Annotated in this window: 18 protein-coding genes; 9 read left to right on the top strand and 9 right to left on the bottom strand. The window is 64.0% G+C overall.

Annotated features, from left to right (window positions below; genetic code table 11):
- Positions 1 to 541: 541 nt before the first annotated feature.
- The 3 genes from XH85_RS23420 to XH85_RS23405 form a co-directional block, all read right to left on the bottom strand.
- Positions 542 to 3,649, bottom strand: coding sequence for a DEAD/DEAH box helicase (locus XH85_RS23420; protein ID WP_164940352.1), 3,108 nt, complete (start codon positions 3,647 to 3,649; stop codon positions 542 to 544).
- Between the two features lie 1,018 nt (positions 3,650 to 4,667).
- On the bottom strand, positions 4,668 to 5,057 hold the full coding sequence (locus XH85_RS23410; protein ID WP_128933665.1) for an NUDIX hydrolase: 390 nt from the start codon (positions 5,055 to 5,057) through the stop codon (positions 4,668 to 4,670).
- Between the two features lie 146 nt (positions 5,058 to 5,203).
- A complete protein-coding gene (locus XH85_RS23405; protein ID WP_128933664.1) occupies positions 5,204 to 6,283 on the bottom strand; it encodes an AI-2E family transporter in 1,080 nt (359 codons plus the stop codon).
- A gap of 150 nt (positions 6,284 to 6,433) precedes the next feature.
- Here XH85_RS23405 and XH85_RS23400 point away from each other — a divergent pair, with 150 nt between their 5' ends.
- Positions 6,434 to 6,658 (top strand): hypothetical protein, encoded by a 225-nt coding sequence (locus XH85_RS23400; protein WP_128933663.1) that lies wholly within the window; start codon positions 6,434 to 6,436, stop codon positions 6,656 to 6,658.
- 82 nt (positions 6,659 to 6,740) lie between these two features.
- Positions 6,741 to 6,968: a hypothetical protein gene (locus XH85_RS23395; RefSeq protein ID WP_128933662.1), complete on the top strand. Its 228-nt coding sequence runs from the start codon at positions 6,741 to 6,743 to the stop codon at positions 6,966 to 6,968.
- Between the two features lie 83 nt (positions 6,969 to 7,051).
- Here the strand turns inward: XH85_RS23395 and XH85_RS23390 are convergent, their stop codons facing one another.
- The gene (locus XH85_RS23390; RefSeq protein WP_128933661.1) at positions 7,052 to 7,264 is read right to left on the bottom strand and encodes a hypothetical protein; all 213 of its coding nucleotides are present in this window, start codon (positions 7,262 to 7,264) and stop codon (positions 7,052 to 7,054) included.
- A 189-nt stretch (positions 7,265 to 7,453) separates the two neighbouring features.
- On the opposite strand from XH85_RS23390, the gene XH85_RS23385 reads away from it, so the two are divergent.
- Positions 7,454 to 7,756, top strand: coding sequence for a hypothetical protein (locus tag XH85_RS23385; RefSeq protein ID WP_128933660.1), 303 nt, complete (start codon positions 7,454 to 7,456; stop codon positions 7,754 to 7,756).
- A 5-nt stretch (positions 7,757 to 7,761) separates the two neighbouring features.
- On the opposite strand, the gene XH85_RS23380 is transcribed toward XH85_RS23385, so the two are convergent.
- Complete coding sequence (locus XH85_RS23380; protein WP_128933659.1) at positions 7,762 to 7,995, bottom strand: hypothetical protein; 234 nt, start codon at positions 7,993 to 7,995, stop codon at positions 7,762 to 7,764.
- 251 nt (positions 7,996 to 8,246) lie between these two features.
- Between XH85_RS23380 and XH85_RS23375 the strand changes: the two genes are divergently transcribed.
- The 3 genes from XH85_RS23375 to XH85_RS23365 all read left to right on the top strand — a co-directional run bounded on the left by XH85_RS23375 (position 8,247) and on the right by XH85_RS23365 (position 9,847).
- Positions 8,247 to 8,834, top strand: a complete 588-nt coding sequence (locus tag XH85_RS23375) for a formyltransferase family protein (RefSeq protein WP_128933658.1) — start codon at positions 8,247 to 8,249, stop codon at positions 8,832 to 8,834.
- 172 nt (positions 8,835 to 9,006) lie between these two features.
- Positions 9,007 to 9,357, top strand: coding sequence for a hypothetical protein (locus tag XH85_RS23370; protein ID WP_091897812.1), 351 nt, complete (start codon positions 9,007 to 9,009; stop codon positions 9,355 to 9,357).
- Positions 9,302 to 9,847 (top strand): hypothetical protein, encoded by a 546-nt coding sequence (locus XH85_RS23365; RefSeq protein ID WP_164940353.1) that lies wholly within the window; start codon positions 9,302 to 9,304, stop codon positions 9,845 to 9,847. Before XH85_RS23370 ends, XH85_RS23365 begins: the two co-directional genes overlap by 56 nt.
- Positions 9,848 to 9,896: 49 nt before the next feature.
- Here XH85_RS23365 and XH85_RS23360 read toward each other — a convergent pair whose 3' ends face one another.
- A complete protein-coding gene (locus XH85_RS23360; protein WP_128933656.1) occupies positions 9,897 to 10,295 on the bottom strand; it encodes a RidA family protein in 399 nt (132 codons plus the stop codon).
- A gap of 149 nt (positions 10,296 to 10,444) precedes the next feature.
- On the opposite strand from XH85_RS23360, the gene XH85_RS23355 reads away from it, so the two are divergent.
- A complete protein-coding gene (locus XH85_RS23355; RefSeq protein WP_128933655.1) occupies positions 10,445 to 11,320 on the top strand; it encodes a DMT family transporter in 876 nt (291 codons plus the stop codon).
- A 203-nt stretch (positions 11,321 to 11,523) separates the two neighbouring features.
- Positions 11,524 to 12,954: a caspase family protein gene (locus XH85_RS23350; RefSeq protein WP_128933654.1), complete on the top strand. Its 1,431-nt coding sequence runs from the start codon at positions 11,524 to 11,526 to the stop codon at positions 12,952 to 12,954.
- A gap of 209 nt (positions 12,955 to 13,163) precedes the next feature.
- Here XH85_RS23350 and XH85_RS23345 read toward each other — a convergent pair whose 3' ends face one another.
- Together XH85_RS23345 and cysK are read right to left on the bottom strand one after the other, a co-directional pair.
- Positions 13,164 to 13,406, bottom strand: a complete 243-nt coding sequence (locus XH85_RS23345) for a BrnA antitoxin family protein (RefSeq protein WP_128933653.1) — start codon at positions 13,404 to 13,406, stop codon at positions 13,164 to 13,166.
- Positions 13,407 to 13,409: 3 nt separating this feature from the next.
- Complete coding sequence (cysK, locus tag XH85_RS23340; RefSeq protein ID WP_091897794.1) at positions 13,410 to 14,387, bottom strand: cysteine synthase A; 978 nt, start codon at positions 14,385 to 14,387, stop codon at positions 13,410 to 13,412.
- 219 nt (positions 14,388 to 14,606) lie between these two features.
- Here cysK and XH85_RS23335 point away from each other — a divergent pair, with 219 nt between their 5' ends.
- A complete protein-coding gene (locus XH85_RS23335; RefSeq protein WP_128933652.1) occupies positions 14,607 to 14,825 on the top strand; it encodes a hypothetical protein in 219 nt (72 codons plus the stop codon).
- A gap of 3 nt (positions 14,826 to 14,828) precedes the next feature.
- Here XH85_RS23335 and tgt read toward each other — a convergent pair whose 3' ends face one another.
- Positions 14,829 to 15,974 (bottom strand): tRNA guanosine(34) transglycosylase Tgt, encoded by a 1,146-nt coding sequence (gene tgt, locus XH85_RS23330; protein WP_128933651.1) that lies wholly within the window; start codon positions 15,972 to 15,974, stop codon positions 14,829 to 14,831.
- Positions 15,975 to 16,021: the final 47 nt, after the last annotated feature.

The following is a 16,021-nucleotide window of genomic DNA, read 5'->3' as shown; positions in this document are numbered from 1 at the left end:
CAGCAGCAGTTTTCTCCGCAGCGGATTTTCCGAAGAATGGCAGAATGCCACTGTTTTGCCCGACGCGTCAACCGGATTTCGCGACCAATGCAGAAGACATTGTATCAGCAGCACTTAGCTACTGTGCATGGGGTTGTTTTTACGTTTTTGGCTAGTCGCTCAATCGAGAGATGAGCTCGGGTACCAAACTCCTTCACCAATCAATCCGCAGTGGCCGACCGGTTAGGCGGATTCCAGACTCCGCTGAGACAGATTCAACTGTTGTGCGCAGCCAATTTGGCCCCATGGCGAAACGGGACCGGGGCGAGATGATCCATTGCGCCGATCGTGTCTCTTCGCCGCTTCGCTCGCGGACTACAAACCTGGCCCTGTCGGGCTCGGAACGCGTCTGGGCGACACAGTTGTTCGTCGCTCGACCTGCGCGTTGGCGTCCAGCACCTTGTCGCCAGCTCGTGCGGCTCGCGGCGCGCTGATCTGGTCTGCGCGGACGCGTGATCCGCGTTGGAAATGACGTCAAGCTGCTGACGAAGGCGCGAGCGCCCTACCCCTCATCCAGCAGCTCGAACAACTCCTCCACCCGCTCAAACGGCGCATCTCGCATTGGGCTGTGATAGACGACGCGATCGCCGTCGCGTTGCAGCGACTTGCCCCGCGACTTCCGCAAGCGTCCCGGCAGGAACGTCGCGGCGACCGCTCCGGGGCCGACGTCGAGGCGGATGATGCCCCTACGCTTGCATTCGATCCTGAGCCAGGCTGCGGCGAAGAAGTCGCGCGCCACTTTCGGCAACGGGCCGAAGCGGCGGGAGGTTTCTTCCTCGAGGTCGTCGAGGTCGTCCTCGTCATTGCATCGTGCTGCACGCGCATAGAGTTCGAGCCGCACGGGCTCGGACTGCACATAGGTATCGGGCAGCATGTCCCCGACCGGCAGATTGAGGTCTGGCACCCACACTGCGGCCCGGCCCTCGTCGACCTTCTCCGAGGCCATTTTCAAGAGGTGACTGTAGAGCACGGGCCCGAACACCTGGACGTGGCCGGATTGCTGCTCCGAGAACAGGTCTCCCGCGCCTCTGAGATCGAGATCGCGCTCGCTGATGGCAAAGCCGGCGCCGGGTCGGCTGAACTCCTCGAGCACCGCCAGCCGCTTCTCGGACTGCCCGGACTCCGTCTCGGTCAGCAGATGGGCGAAGGCGCGGATGCCGCCACGGCCGACCCGCCCGCGGAGCTGGTGCAGCTGGGCGAGGCCGAACTTTTCGGGCCAACAGACCACGATGGTGTTGGCACGGGGAATGTCGAGGCCGCTCTCCACGATGTTGGTCGCGAGCAGGACGTCGGCCCTACCCTCGACGAAATTCATCATGCGGTCGTCGATTTCGTCGGCCGCCAGTCTGCCGTGCAGACAAACGATGCGCAGGTCGGGAGCCACCGCCTGCACCCGCGCCAGCATGGGATCGAGATCCTGGATGCGCGGACAGATCAGAAAACTCTGGCCGTGCCGCCGCTGTTCGCGCAGCAGCGCGGAGGCGATGGCGGCGTCCGACAGCGGTGCGATCCGGGTTGCGACTGGAAGCCGGTGCACCGGCGGTGAAGCGATCACGCTGAGATCGCGGAAGCCGGCAAGGCCGGCGGCGAGCGTCCGCGGGATCGGCGTCGCGCTCATCATCAGCACGTGGACGTTCTTGGCGAGCCCGGAGAGCTTGGCCTTTTCGGCCGCGCCAAAATGCTGCTCCTCGTCAATGATGACGAGGCCGAGATCGTCGAACTTGACGTCCTTGCCGGTGAGCGCCTGCGTGCCGATCACGACCTTGATCCAGCCGCTGCGCAATCCCTCCTTGGTCTCGCGCAGCTCCGCGCCGGATGTTGCCCGCGACAGGTTGCCCACCTCGATGCCGAACGGAGCGAAGCGCTTCTGAAACGTTGCGACATGCTGCCGTGCCAAGACCGTCGTCGGCACCGCGACCGCCACCTGCTTGCCCGACAGCACCACGGCGGCCGCCGCGCGCAGCGCCACCTCGGTCTTGCCAAAGCCGACGTCGCCGCAGATCACCCGGTCCATGGGGTGACCGGACGCGAGATCATCCAGCACGTCGGCGATCGCCTTGGCCTGGTCGCTCGTCGTGAAATAAGGGAAGCGCGCCACGAACTTCTCGTAGGCCGATCCCGGCGGAACCAGCTTTTCGGCGCGCCGCCGCCGGCGCTGGCTGATGTGCTTGGCCAGAACCTTGCCCGCGATCTGGATTTCGCGTTCGGCTGAGGTGCGGCGTGCCCACCATGTGCTGCCGTCCGCCTTGTCGAGCGCGAGCTTGCCGAGTTCGGCTGAGTAAGGCCACATCAAAGCGAGATCGGGCGGCGGCACCAGCACCGCGTTGTCGCCTGCGAACTTCAGGCGGATCATCTCCCGCAGCGCGCCGCCGCCGGTGTTCACCGTCTGCAAGCCGTCGAGCACGCCAAGGCCGCGCTGGAGATGGACGACCACCGTGCCCTGCTCGGGCACGTCGGCATGATCGAAAGCCGCACTCCAGGCGCGCGCCATCGGCTGAGGATGATGCGCCCGGCTGCCGAGCACGTCGGACGCCGTGACGATGGCAAGAGGCTTTTTCCCCGGCAGAACGAAGCCCGCATCGAGATCGGCCAGCAGCGCCGTCTCGCCGTTCCGCCCGCTCGTCACCTCGTCCCAGTCTTCGCAGCGCTGCGCCCTGACGCCGCTCATCCGCTCCATCACGCGCAGATCATCCTCCTGCGCTGCGACGAGGATCAGGCGCGAACCGGCCCGCCGCGTCTCCTCGACGAAGGCCCGGAGCGCCTTCCTTGCGGATGTCAGCTTCGAAAATTCCGGCGTGGTCTGGAGCGGCGCCGTCCGCGGCAACGTCTTCATGCCCTTGGCGAGCCGTTTCCAGTCAGCCCGCCCGAGATATTCGCGCTCCCGCTCGGCACGGGGCGCGGCTTCCTCGATCGTGCTCAGCCACGCGTCGGCGTGCAACGGCACGCCTGCATCGGCGATCCATTTGGCGCGCCCGCAATAATCGAACAGGCTCGCGCGCTTGCCGCGTTTGCCGGCAAAGGCAAGCCGCTCGGACATGGGATCGACCAGAAGCTCGCTGGTCTCGAAGATGATGTCGTGCTCTTTCGGATCGAACGCCACGATCCGTCTTATCGCGCGATCCGAATGCTCGATCCGGAACGGCCCCAGCGCGCCTGCAGGAAATATCTCGAAGGTCTGGCCATGAAACAGCGCCCCGCCCGGATAGTCCGGCTCGTCGTCGAGATCATATCCGAGAGCTTCGAGGCGCGCCTCGAGGTCCCGCTCGGAGAACGCGCCGCCCACCTTCAAGCTCAGGCTCAGGCGCGACAGGCTCGCAGGCGGCGGCAGGCGCTCCATCACGGCTTCCGCCGTCGAAACGAGAAAGAGCGGCTTCTTGGATCTTGCGAGGCGTCTCAGGACCGAGGCTCGGCGCCCCGCGAGTTCGTGGGATGGCTCCAGCTGATCGAACGGCAAGGTGTTCAATCGCGGAAACACCAAGACCTCGCAGGAAGGGTCGAACGCGTGAATGACACTGCCCAGCCGCTCGGCCCTGTTCTCACTCTCGGCAAGAAAAACCAGACCGCTGCGTCCGGACTGCTTCCATTGTGCAAGCAGATGGAGAGCCATCATTCCGAGGGGCGACGAAGATGAGATCGTTGCGCGCTGCGACCCCTTGCTCTTCTTGGGCGACTTCTTGGTGGCCCGCGCGTTTTTGGAAAGCCTCACTTGAATCCGTCTCTGGTCGTAAACCGCCGGCAACTGAACGCGAGCCGCTCTCATCCTGATTCGGCTGCTCGGCGCCATGCATATGGGATTTGCCCGGCGAACGCACGCTCGTGGGCAACGTCCGGGACGCCATCGCGATCCCGGCAGTTTGGCCGTTGATCGCCCAGCAGATCGGAACTGGCTCCGTTCCGACGCGTGAAATGCGGTCCATGCTCTCGACGCGAAAGTCAATACAATCGAAACGCTCTACTCACTGGCAGGCACGAAAAAGCCCCAGCGCTTGGAGCCACGCTGGGGCGTTCGTTTAAAATGAAGCGGTTAAGCAATGACGTCTTCATAGCAGCGATCTCGCCGAGCGTTTGTGAACTGGTTCACACGATTTGCGCCAAAACGACCTCAGTGCGAAGGCGCTGAGGTCGCCAACCTTTGTGGGGAAGGTTTTCTCGCGGCCCGGGGGCTTTTGGGGTTGGGGATGGGCCGTGAGCCTAGAATCTACGCGCGCCGAGCGAAGTCGTTCCAAGAAAGTCGGCCAGATGTCTGCCGGCGCTGTCGGCGCACTGATGGTCCGACCTGCCGGAACTGGGTACCGCATCCTTCCGGTTCGAGCGCCCACGCGCCGCGCGCTAGGATTTCTCTCATAAGTTTCGTCCAGATTCCGTGCATGCGCTGCAAGGGCGTGTTTCGCGATCGCGCCGGCCGGTTGCAGGACGGCTATTCCAGGCAATGTCCGAGCTGCGAAGTGGTGCTGTTCTTCGCAGAGGATTCCCAACACCCCTTCACCAAACGCGCGATGCGCAATGCGCGCACGGCCCGCAAGGAGCAGCGCGAGGCCAAGGTCGTCAGGCCCGCTGCGCCGGATCCGCGCACGGCCCGGTCGAGGTCATTCGCCGGGCGGACGCGATCGGCGGGCGAAAGGATTAGCTCACCGCCGCGGCTTTCGTGGAAACAGGCGGTCGCGGATGTAGCGCGAGGTCGGCGTCAGGCGGATGCCGCGGGGCTTCTGCCAGGCGGCGCGGTCGATCTCCTTCTTGTCGCCGATTGCCAGCCTGCCCTTGGCGCCCTTAGAGATGAAGATCGCATCGCTCATCTTGCGGCCGGAGCGCTTGTTCCTCGCCTTCACTTCCTTCCAGAGGCTGATCCGGCCGAGCTTCAGCTTGGGCAGCTCTTCCTTGATCTCCCGCCGCAGGCAGTCCTTCGCGGACTCACGCGCTCGCTTGCGGCCGCCTGGGAACATCCAGAGGCCGTCCGACCGGCGTCTGACCAACAATACCTTGCCGCGTCTCGCGGCAACCAGTTTGGAAGACTTCGCCATTACTGCCGTAGGTCAAGACCAGAATCGTCCAGATCGTAACTTGTCTAGTCGAACAGACAAGTTCGGGGCGCATTTTGATCGCAGGCCACGGAGCCGCGCGCTCCTGGTGCGACATGGCGGACCGAGCGCGCCGTCGAGGCGCGAGATCAGCCCTCGCTCACCTTCGGCCGGTCCTCCGTCCTGATCCAGGCCATCATCATCTCCCAGGCCACCGACAGGATGATTGGCCCAATGAACAGGCCGACGATGCCATGGGCGAGCGTGCCGCCGATCACGCCGACGAAGATCACGATGTTCGGCGTGGTCAGGCCGCGCCCCATGACGAGCGGCTTCAGCATGGTGTCGATGAAGCCGACCAGGACGAGAAACACGGTGAGCAACAGCGCTGTGGTCACGTCCTTGGCGGTCCAGATCCAGATGATCACCGGCAGCAGCACGAGGAAGGCACCGATCTGCACGATCGAGAGCAGCAGCACGATGAAGGCGAGAAGGCCCGCGCTCGGCACGGCCGCGAGCTTGAAGCCGAAGCCGGCGAGCAGCGCCTGCACCACCGCGACGCCGATCACGCCTTGCGCCACGGCGCGGATGGTCGCGCCCGCAAGCTCCAGGAAATGCTCGCTCTGCTCGGGCACGATCCGGAACAGGAAGCTGCGGCCGGCCGCAACCAGCCGCGGCCCGTGCGGAAACAGGAAGCCGGCGACGAACACGGACAGCAGGAACTGGACCGTTCCGAGACCGGCATCGCCCGCGAGCGACAGCAGCGGTCCCGCCAGCGGCTGAAGATACGGCGCCACCTCGCGCAGCACCGCGCGGATATTGGTGTAGGCCTGGTCCCAGAGATCATAGAGCCAGGGGCCGACCACTGGCCACGATTTGAGCTGCTCCGGTGCCGACTGCAGCGCGAGGTCGCCGGTGCTAAGCTGGTGCGCCAGCTCTCGCACACCGTCGACGGCGCTGAGGCCGAGCCAGGTCGCAGGACCGATGACGATGCCAAGCGTGATCAGGGTCAGGATCGCTGCCGCGGTCTTCGGCCGGCCGCCGAGGATTTTGGCGACCCAGCTGAAGGCCGGATAGAACGCGACCGCGAGCACGCCGCTCCAGGCCAGGATCGGCACGAAGGGGCGGATGATCAGGAAGGTCCAGATGATCAGCAGGCCGAGCAGGCCGAGCCGGATCACGAGCTGGATGATATCCTCACCCGTCAAGAGCTGACGGAGACTTTTCACGGCTACAGCTTTCCTTGCGACATGAACGCAACTTCCGGCGCTTGCGAGGCCTAGCCGTTATTGCCAGCAACAAGCCGGGCGTCAAGGCGACCGGTTCCCGCAAGATCCGCCGACTAGGAACGCATCGGACCAATCGGCATTTTGAGGACGATGACGGCCGAACCCAGAGACCTTGATGCACATGCGGGGATTCACCGCGGCGTCCACTATTCGCTGAAGCGGAATGCCGCGCCGGGCTACTGGCGCTATGCCTATGCGATCGGCGACAGGGTCCGCTCCGGGCGGGTGCAAGGCAAGCTCCCGCTGCTCGCCATCAGGCGCGTGCAGATGCGCATTGACCGGGACTTGCGGCCTGGCTTGGCTAACGCCCGTTAAGTGGATTTCTCCGGCCCGGTTTACGCCGCTGCAAAGGCCCGTGGCTACCGTGGGTTGAGGTCCCCAAAAAACATTCTGTGCAATGGCCAACAGCATCTGGACGATCGAAGAATTCACCTGCCCGGGTTGCAGCATGAGCTACACCGCGACAAGGGAGGAACATGCCGAAGCGCATTCCGGCAGCTTCAAGTGCAGCATCTGTAGCAGTGTGGTGCATAGCTGGTCCGGCAAGCATCACTTCTTCGGCTGGGAAGCGGTGAAGACCAAGCCGCCCGTGTTCGGACGGCGCTGGGCGGGCGTTGGATGGTAGGGCCGAGGCATCGGTTCGCTCGCCGTCGTTGCCCAGCGAAAGCCGGGTATCCCCTCGCCCATCGACCGCATTGTGAGCCGCGATCAGCCGCCGCCGAAATTGGAGGGATCGAGATTCCTGTTCTCCGACGGCGGGATCGGCGGATGACCGGGAAACCTGTACCAGCCGGGCGGCACGACCGCGCGCGTGTCGGGGCGGACCACGACATGGTGCCGCGGACGCGCGTAATGCCTCGGCGCTGCGGCAGCCGAGGCGCACGCTGACATCAGAACAAGTAAAGCCAAGACAGAGCGCATGGCACGGGCTCCTGACGTCCCCGCCGATCATGTGGTCAGCAGAACCTGCTCGCACCATTCATCTGCGCGTCACAACCGGTCACATCGGCGAGATCGCCGGAAAATCCGCCCAATTGCGCCGCAGGCGTTTGGACTCCGTTCACCGATCGCCGCTAGATCAGGGCGGATCCTCCGCGCCGAACATCAGCCATGGCCGACCTCAACGCCGTCCTCACCAGGCTCAACGACCGTCTGCTCCGCCTCGAGGGCGAGCTGTTCGTGCTGCGCTCGCTGGCACGCGCGACGCTGACGGCAGGCGATGATCACGCGGCGCGCATGCGCAAGCTGGTCGAGGCCGCGAAAGTCGCGCTCGACGACGAGGCCAAGCGTCCGCTCGACCAGCCGACGCGCAAATATGTCGATGCGGCAACCGCACTGGTGGAAGAGCTCCTGGTCGAGCCGACCCCGGCGCGGCCGCTGTTCACGGTCATTGACGGTGGCAGGCGCGACTGAACGGTTCAGACAGGAGAAGATGGACCGAGACCCGCGCTTTCGGCCTTCAGCCGGCTGAGGCCTGCCTCGATGATCGCGATCTCCTCGTCGATCTGGCCGATGGGCAGGCTGAAATCATAGCCCGACCTGCTCTTCAGATCGACGGCGAGCCGCTGCCGGTGCATCATCAGCTCGTCGAGGCCACGCCGGTTCTTCAGTCGGACATAGGTGTCGACGATCTGCTCAATCGCGCTGGGCATGAAATCGGTCCCGGCCAAAAAGGCCCGCGCGGCGCACCCACGCCGGCGGGACATTCTCAGGTCGCGGTACGCAATACAAATCCGCGACGGATTCGTCGATACGCCAGGCTGGTTGAGAACGTATTACCATCAGATGATTTCGTGATGCGCTGTGCATTGTTGATAACCCGCGCAAACGCAGCGCGGGTGGTGACAGGACGTCCGGACGTGATATCGGGGGATGACGCAGCTGCGAGACAGATCGGACACCCATGCGCATTACCCTCGTCGGCTCCCGCCATTTCGGCGTGACCACCCTGAACATGCTCCGGGAGCACAGCGTCTCGATCGTGCGGGTCGTGGTGGCCGATGCCGAGGATCGCCTCGCCGCGGCCGCCAGGGCGGCCGGCATCGAGGTGGGGGTCCAGGCCAATCCAAAGCTGGTGGTGGCCTCCGAGATTGGCCCCGATACGGAGCTGATCATCACGGCGCATAGCCACGCCCGGATCGGCAAGGACGCGCTCGCCGCCGCCAAGTATGGCGGGATCGGCTATCACCCTTCGCTATTGCCGCGTCACCGCGGCAAGGCGGCCGTAGAATGGACCATCAAGGAAGGCGATCCCGTCGCCGGCGGCACGATCTACCACCTCGCCGACCGCATGGACGCGGGCGCCATCGCCGCCCAGGACTGGTGCTTCGTAAAAAAGGGCGAGACGGCGCGGGAGCTCTGGGAGCGCGCGTTGGCGCCTCTCGGCCTCAAGCTGCTGGCCGACGTGATCGACTACATCAAGGTTCACAAGGCGCTGCCGGCCAAAGTTCAGGACGAGCAGTTCGCGACCTCGGCACCGAGTCTCTCCTGACGTTTACCCTTAACGTGAGCCCGCGTTGATTCTGCTTCGAAAATCGGAGCCAAGAACCCAAATAAACCATTGTTCCCACAGGAACAATTTTCGATTTGGCATTGCAACAAATTTCCGTCACATTTCGTCCGAATAAACGTCAGCATATCAGACAAGTTCAAGGACGGAATTCATGCGTTTTGGTCGCATTGCGGTGTTCTGTGCCGCCTCAGTTTTCGCCGGCACCCTCGCCGCTCCCGCCTTCGCCCAGGGTCCCTATGACGGCAATTGGCAGGTCACGATCGTGACCAAGAGCGGCTCCTGCGAACCCACCGCAAGCTCCATGCTGACGGTTGCCGACGGCAAGATCACCGCGCCCGGCGCTAACGTTTCCGGCACCATCGGCCGTGAGGGACTTGTGAAAGTTTCGATCAATGGTGCATATGCCAACGGTCAACTCAACGGCAACGCCGGATCGGGGAAGTGGAATGGAGCATCTGCAGGCATACCGTGCAGCGGGCGGTGGGAAGCATCGCGCCAATAAACCAACTGAGGCTCGCGCTAAAGGCCGGCGGCTGCTGATCGCGGCCGCCGTTTTGTTTGCGGCGGCTATCGCCCACACTGAAAGCAAAGCCCAGGCCGGCCCGTTTGCCCCGATGGCAGGCAGCTGGAGCGGCGGCGGTACTGTCATCCTCGATGACGGCTCGACCGAGCGGATCCGGTGCCGGGCCAAATACGCCCCGATCGGTCCGACCATGGAAATGTCGCTGACCTGCGCCAGCGACGCCTACAAGTTCAATCTCGGGGCCAGCGTCAAGGCAGAGGGCAGCGCCATCACCGGCAACTGGTCCGAGGCCAGCCGCAATATTAGCGGCTCGCTCCAGGGCCGCGGCGGTGGCGGAAATTTCGAGGTGGTCGCCTCCGCCGCCGGCTTCAACGCCAATATCGCGTTGAGGACGATCGGCAACAAGCAGACCGTCACGCTGCGCGCCGACAGCCAATTCCGCGGCGCCAACATCTCGATGACGCGCTGAGCCAGATCAGTTTCAAGACCATCGACCCGGCGACCTCGCCGGGTCTTTTTTATGCATTCGGCACGAACGCCGTGACCTCGATCTCGACCTTGGCCCGCTCGTCCACGAGACCGCCGATGTAGAGCAGCGTCGAGGGCGGGAAATTGCGTCCCAGCGTTTCCTTCCAGGCCGCGCCGATGCCGGCCCCGGCGGCCTCATACTCGCTGCGGCTGGTCAGGTACCAGGTCAGGCGGACGATGTGCTCGGGGCCCGCGCCGGCCTCGCCCAGAAGCTTGATGATCCGCTTCAGCGCGGTCGCAACTTGCGCCGCCATGTCGGGCGCGTAGTTGCCGCTCTCGTCGCCGCCGGTCTGCCCGGCCAGCACCACCCAACGCCCCGGCCCGTCGACCACCACGCCATGGGAAAAGCCGCGCGGTTTTTTCCACTCGGCCGGCTGCAAGATGCGCATGAGCGAAGACCTCCCGATTTTCTCGTTGTTCGCTGACGCCTTAGCACACCGAGCTGCATCGCTGCATCCGCAGATTTGACCGTTGCAAACGGCAGCGATGTCGCTGATACCGGCTTTCCCCTCACGTACGATTTCCCGCACTCACACCTATGACCGCGACACCGTCCAAATCGATGGCTGCACTTTGGATGGCCGGCTGGCTAGCGCTGATGCTGGTCATGGCGGTTGCCGGCCGCGAGACCACGAGCGAGCTAAACGTCTTCCAAATCATGGAAGTGCGATCTGTGATCGGGTTGTTTCTGCTTCTGCCGATCATCTACCGCACCGGCGGCTTCAAGGCCATCGCGACCAAACGCCTGCCGCAGCACCTCGCGCGCAACGGAGTCCACTATTTCGCGCAGCTCGGCTGGTTCTACGCGCTGGCGCTGATCGGGATCGGCCAGGTCGTCGCAATCGAATTCACCATGCCGATCTGGACGGCACTGCTGGCCGCAACTTTCCTGTCCGAGCGCATGACCGTCTGGAAGATCGCCGCCGTCGTACTCGGCATCGTCGGCGTGGTCATGATCGTGCGGCCCGCCACCGGCGAGATCAATCCGGGCCAGCTGATCGCGCTTGGGGCCGCGATTGGCTTCAGCATCTCCATGATATTGGCGAAATCGCTGACCCGGACCGAAAGCGCATTGTCGATCCTGTTCTGGATGATCATCGTACAGATGGTCGTCGGCCTGCTACCTACGCTCTACGTCTGGACTTGGCCGTCGGCCTCCATGTGGGGTTGGCTCTTCGTCATCGGGGTCTGCGGCACATTTTCGCACTACTGCCTCGCCAGCGCGCTCCGATACGCGGATGCGACCATCGTGGTGCCGATGGACTTCCTGCGGGTTCCGCTCACGGCAACCGTCGGCTGGCTGTTGTATTCGGAGCGTCTCGACACCTTGACCGTACTGGGCGCGGCGCTGATCCTGTGCGGCAATCTCCTCAATTTAAGGCCGCCATCAGTGGTTCCAGCCCGCGCGCGGTGAACCTCGCGCCGCCTCGCGCGACAAAAACGAAGTGGCCGTGTGATTTGGATCACGTTGGAGAAGGATTCCATCGTGCACATTCGGCCACACAGCAGCGGGTTGAACGCAGCGGACCGCCGTTTTGGTGGCGCGAAGTCGGGCACTTCGTGTAGGTTCGTTGCTAATTTGTTGCTGCCTGCAATTCGATTCTGGGGGATTTCAGAATGCGCTATCTCACCCTCCTCGCTTCGCTGATGTGCATGGCACTGTCGATCAGTGCTGCGAAGGCTGACCGCCGCGTCGCCTTTGTCGTCGGCAACGGCTCCTACAAGAACGTCGCGCAATTGCCGAACCCGCCGATCGACGCCAAGGCGATGGCGGCGACGCTGCGCAATGTCGGCTTCGAGGTGATCGAAGGGTCCAATCTCAGCCGCGACCAGATGACGGAGAAGCTGCTCGATTTCGGCCGCAAGGCGCAGGGCTCCGACATCGCGCTGTTCTATTATGCCGGCCACGGCATTGCCGTCAGCGGCACCAACTATCTCCTGCCTGTCGACGCCGACATCAAGTCGGAGATGGACGTCAAGCTAGGGGCCGCCATCAACATCGACCTGACGCTCGAGCAGACCATGGGCGACGCCAAGGTCAAGCTCGTCTTCCTCGATGCCTGCCGCGACAATCCGTTCGCCGCCAAGATCAAGTCGAACTCGGCGACCCGCAGCGTCAACGTCCAAAGCGGTCTCGCCGAGATGAAGTCCGGCGAAGGCACGCTGATCGCGTTCGCCACCGGCCCTGGCCAGACCGCGCTCGACGGCCAGGAGGGCAACAACAGCCCGTTCACCCGTGCGCTGATCGACAACATCACCAAGCCCGGCGTCGAGATTCAGCAGGCGATGACGTCGGTGCGCGCCCAGGTCAATGAAGAGACCCGCAAGGGCCAACTGCCGTGGGGCCACACCAACCTGACCGGCTCAGTCTACCTCAACCAGGCCCCGGCAACGCAAGTTGCCAACGCGGCGCCGACCGCGGCCGGCACCGTGCCGGCGGCAACCGGCGGCGGCTCGGACGGTGTCGAGCTCGAATATTGGCGCTCGGTGAAGGAGTCCAACAAGCCGGAAGAGCTTAACGCCTATCTCGCCGCCTATCCGAACGGTCAGTTCAAGGCGCTGGCGCTGGCACGCCTTGCCGCGATCAAGAGCGGCCCCTCGACCGCGACCCGCACGCTCAACGCTGGTATCGATCCCGCGACCTTTACCGACGAGGCCACTCAGCTCACCGAAGACCAGATCGGCCTCGACAAGAACCAGCGCCGCGACGTGCAGCGTCGCCTCACCGGCCTCGGCTTCGACACCAAGCAGACCGGCGTGTTCAGCGACGAGACCCGCGCCGTGCTCAAGCGCTGGCAAGCAGCGCGCGGCTATCCTTCGTCCGGCTACCTCAATAAGCACCAGCACAAGGCCCTGCTCTCGGAGATCGTAGCCGCACCGCCGACCGCCAGCGATAACAGCCAGAAAGCGGCTCGGCGCGCCAGTGCCCCGCCACCCAGCAGCGCGCCGGCACCGGCTCCCCAGCGTAGCAGCCCCGGCGATGCTGCCGGCGCAGCCTTCGTGGGTGGCGTCGTCGGCGGTATGATGGGCGGCATGTTCCGCCGCTGAGGCAGGACTGCAGCTTCAAAACAAAAGCCCGGCTCGCGCCGGGCTTTTTCTTTGGTACGACGGTGTCGCAGCATGCTCCGTCATTGCGAGGAGCCCTTGCGACGAAGCAATCCAGGGCTGTCACCGTGGAAAGATTCTGGATCGCGTCGCGGAGCCTGTCATCGGGCCGCGCTTCGCGCGGACCCGTTGGCTCGCAATGACGACGTTGGCTACGACTTCCCCGCAGCCTTCCGCAGCGCCTCGTTGATACGATCCTGCCAGCCCGGCCCGCCCTCCTGGAAGAACTCCAGCACGTCCTGGTCGATACGCAGCGTGACCTGCTCCTTGACGCCGGGAACGGCGGTTTGCTTGGGCGGCGCCACGGCGACCTTGGCCGTCACCTTCTTGAATGCCGCCTCGGCTTCCGTTCTGGCATCGCCCAGCGTACGCGGCCGCCTCGGTTGATCCGCCATGTCCTAGATTCCCTCAAATAGAGCCGTGGAAAGATACCGCTCGGAGAAGGACGGCACCACCGCCAGGATGGTTTTTCCCGCAGCTTCTGGCCGCTTGCCGATCTGGAGTGCCGCCGCGATCGCGGCGCCCGAAGAGATGCCGCCCGGAATGCCCTCATGCCGCGCCAGCGCGCGCGAGGCCTCGATTGCCGTCGTCGAATTGATCTTCACGATCTCGTCGATCACGGAGCGATCGAGGATGTCGGGAACGAAGCCGGCGCCGATGCCCTGGATCTTGTGCGGGGTGTGCTGGCCGCCTGAGAGCACCGGGCTCTCCTCCGGCTCGACCGCCACCACCCGCAAGGAAGGTTTGCGCGGCTTCAGCACCTGGCCGACACCTGTGATGGTGCCTCCGGTGCCGACACCGGCGACGAAGACATCGATGTTGCCGGCCGTGTCATTCCAGATCTCTTCCGCCGTGGTGCGGCGGTGCACCTCGGGGTTGGCGAGATTCTTGAACTGCTGCGGCATCACCGAGTTCGGCGTCGTCTTCAACAGTTCTTCCGCAGCGGCAATGGCGCCGTTCATGCCTTGGGCTGCCGGCGTCAGCACCAGTTCCGCACCGAGAAAGGCCAACATCTTGCGCCGCTCGATCGACATCGACTCCGGCATCACCAGTTTGAGCCGGTAGCCGCGCGAGGCCGCGACGAAGGCAAGCGCGATTCCGGTATTGCCGGAGGTCGGCTCGATCAGCACGGTGTCGGGCTTAATGATGCCCGCCTTCTCCATGGCGATGATCATGGCCGCACCGATGCGGTCCTTCACGCTCGCGGCCGGATTGAAATATTCAAGTTTTGCCAAAATGGTCGCGTTCACGCCGTGCATGCCGGGCAGTCGTTGCAACCGCACGATCGGCGTGTCGCCAAAAGCCTCGACGATCGAGTCATAGATCCGGCCGCGGCCGGGTTGGTGCGCTGCACCCGTCTTGGACGACGCGTCCATGATGAACTCCCTGTGGCAACAATCTGCGCTTTCACAGTCTCGCGCAGTTACGGACAGCTTGCAGCGACACGCAAGCGACAATGCGGCACATGTTAAATACGCTGCATCGCAAAATCGCATGAGCTGCAAATATCAGAAAACCAACGCATTTGTGTTGCGACCTCGTCAACTGATTCTGCTTATGTTAGACTTAGGTCTCAAAGCAGGGAGGTCACCACGATGTCGGCAGTTGCTGAAGTGTTGTCGACCGTCGCGCTGAACCGCTATCCGCGTTGCAGCGAGTTGCCTACCTGTCCGGTCTGCGCCGACTCCATGGTCGCCGCCGAAGCATCTGCCTACATCTCCGACCACGTGATCAGCTATCTCTGGACCTGTGACAATTGCGGCTATGGCTTCGTGACCAAGCATGCCGTCAAGCAGCGCTTCGTCTGCAATTAATATCTAGCGCGGGGCTATGTCGCCCCTCGTCCAGTCCTCGCGCGTACGCTGATAGAACTCCTCGAACCTTCCCTGTGCGACCGCGTCCCTGATGCCCTGCATCAGGGATTGGTAATAGGCGACATTGATCTCGGACAGCAGCATCGCCCCCAGCGTCTCGCCCGCCTTGACGAGATGATGCAGATAGGCGCGCGCGCAGCTCCGCGTCGACGGCCATGAGCTCTCTTCATCGAGCGGACGCGGATCGTCGGCGTGGCGCGCGTTGCGCAAATTGACCTGGCCGAAGCGCGTGAAGGCGACGCCGTGACGGCCATTGCGGGTTGGCATCACGCAATCGAACATGTCGATGCCGCGCTTGACTGCCTCGAGGATGTCGTCGGGCGTGCCGACGCCCATGAGGTAACGCGGCCGCTCTCTCGGCAGCAATGGTGCGGTCTCGTCAATCATCGCCAGCATCACCGCCTGCGGCTCGCCGACGGCAAGGCCGCCGATCGCATAGCCGTGGAAGCCGATCTCGACCAGCCCTTGCGCGCTGGCATGGCGAAGCTGCGGTACGTCGCCACCCTGCACGATGCCGAACAGCATGTAACCGGCGGGCGCGCTCGTGAAGGCCCGCTTGCTGCGCTCGGCCCAGCGCAGCGACAGGCGCATCGCCCGCTCGATGTCGTCACGCTCAGCCGGCAGCCGCACGCATTCGTCCATCTGCATGGCGATATCGGAGCCGAGGAAGCGCTGCACCTCGATCGAGCGCTCCGGCGACAGCTCGACCTTAGCGCCGTCGATATGCGAGCGGAAGGTGACGGCGTGCTCGCTGACTTTGCGCAGATCCGCCAGCGACATCACCTGGAAGCCGCCGGAATCCGTCAGCATCGGCCCGTTCCAACCGGTGAATGTCTGCAAGCCACCAAGCGCCGCAATCCGCTCGGCCCCGGGGCGCAGCATCAGATGGTAGGTGTTGCCGAGCACGATATCGGCGCCGGCGTCGCGCACCTCGCGCCAGTGCATGCCCTTCATGGCGCCCGCGGTGCCGACCGGCATGAACGCCGGCGTCCTGACCACGCCATGCGGCGTGGTCAGGCGCCCGGTGCGCGCGGCGCCATCGGTGGCGAGCAATTCAAAGTGATTTGGAAGATCATTGTCGGGATTCATGGCGGTGCTTATTGCGTGTCGGAGAAGGCCGATCAACCCGCGCGAAC

The sequence above is a fragment of the Bradyrhizobium zhanjiangense genome (assembly GCF_004114935.1).
Lineage (GTDB): Bacteria > Pseudomonadota > Alphaproteobacteria > Rhizobiales > Xanthobacteraceae > Bradyrhizobium > Bradyrhizobium zhanjiangense.
Note: the sequence above shows the minus strand (reverse complement) of the source record. Positions and strands in the feature narration are given on the sequence as shown.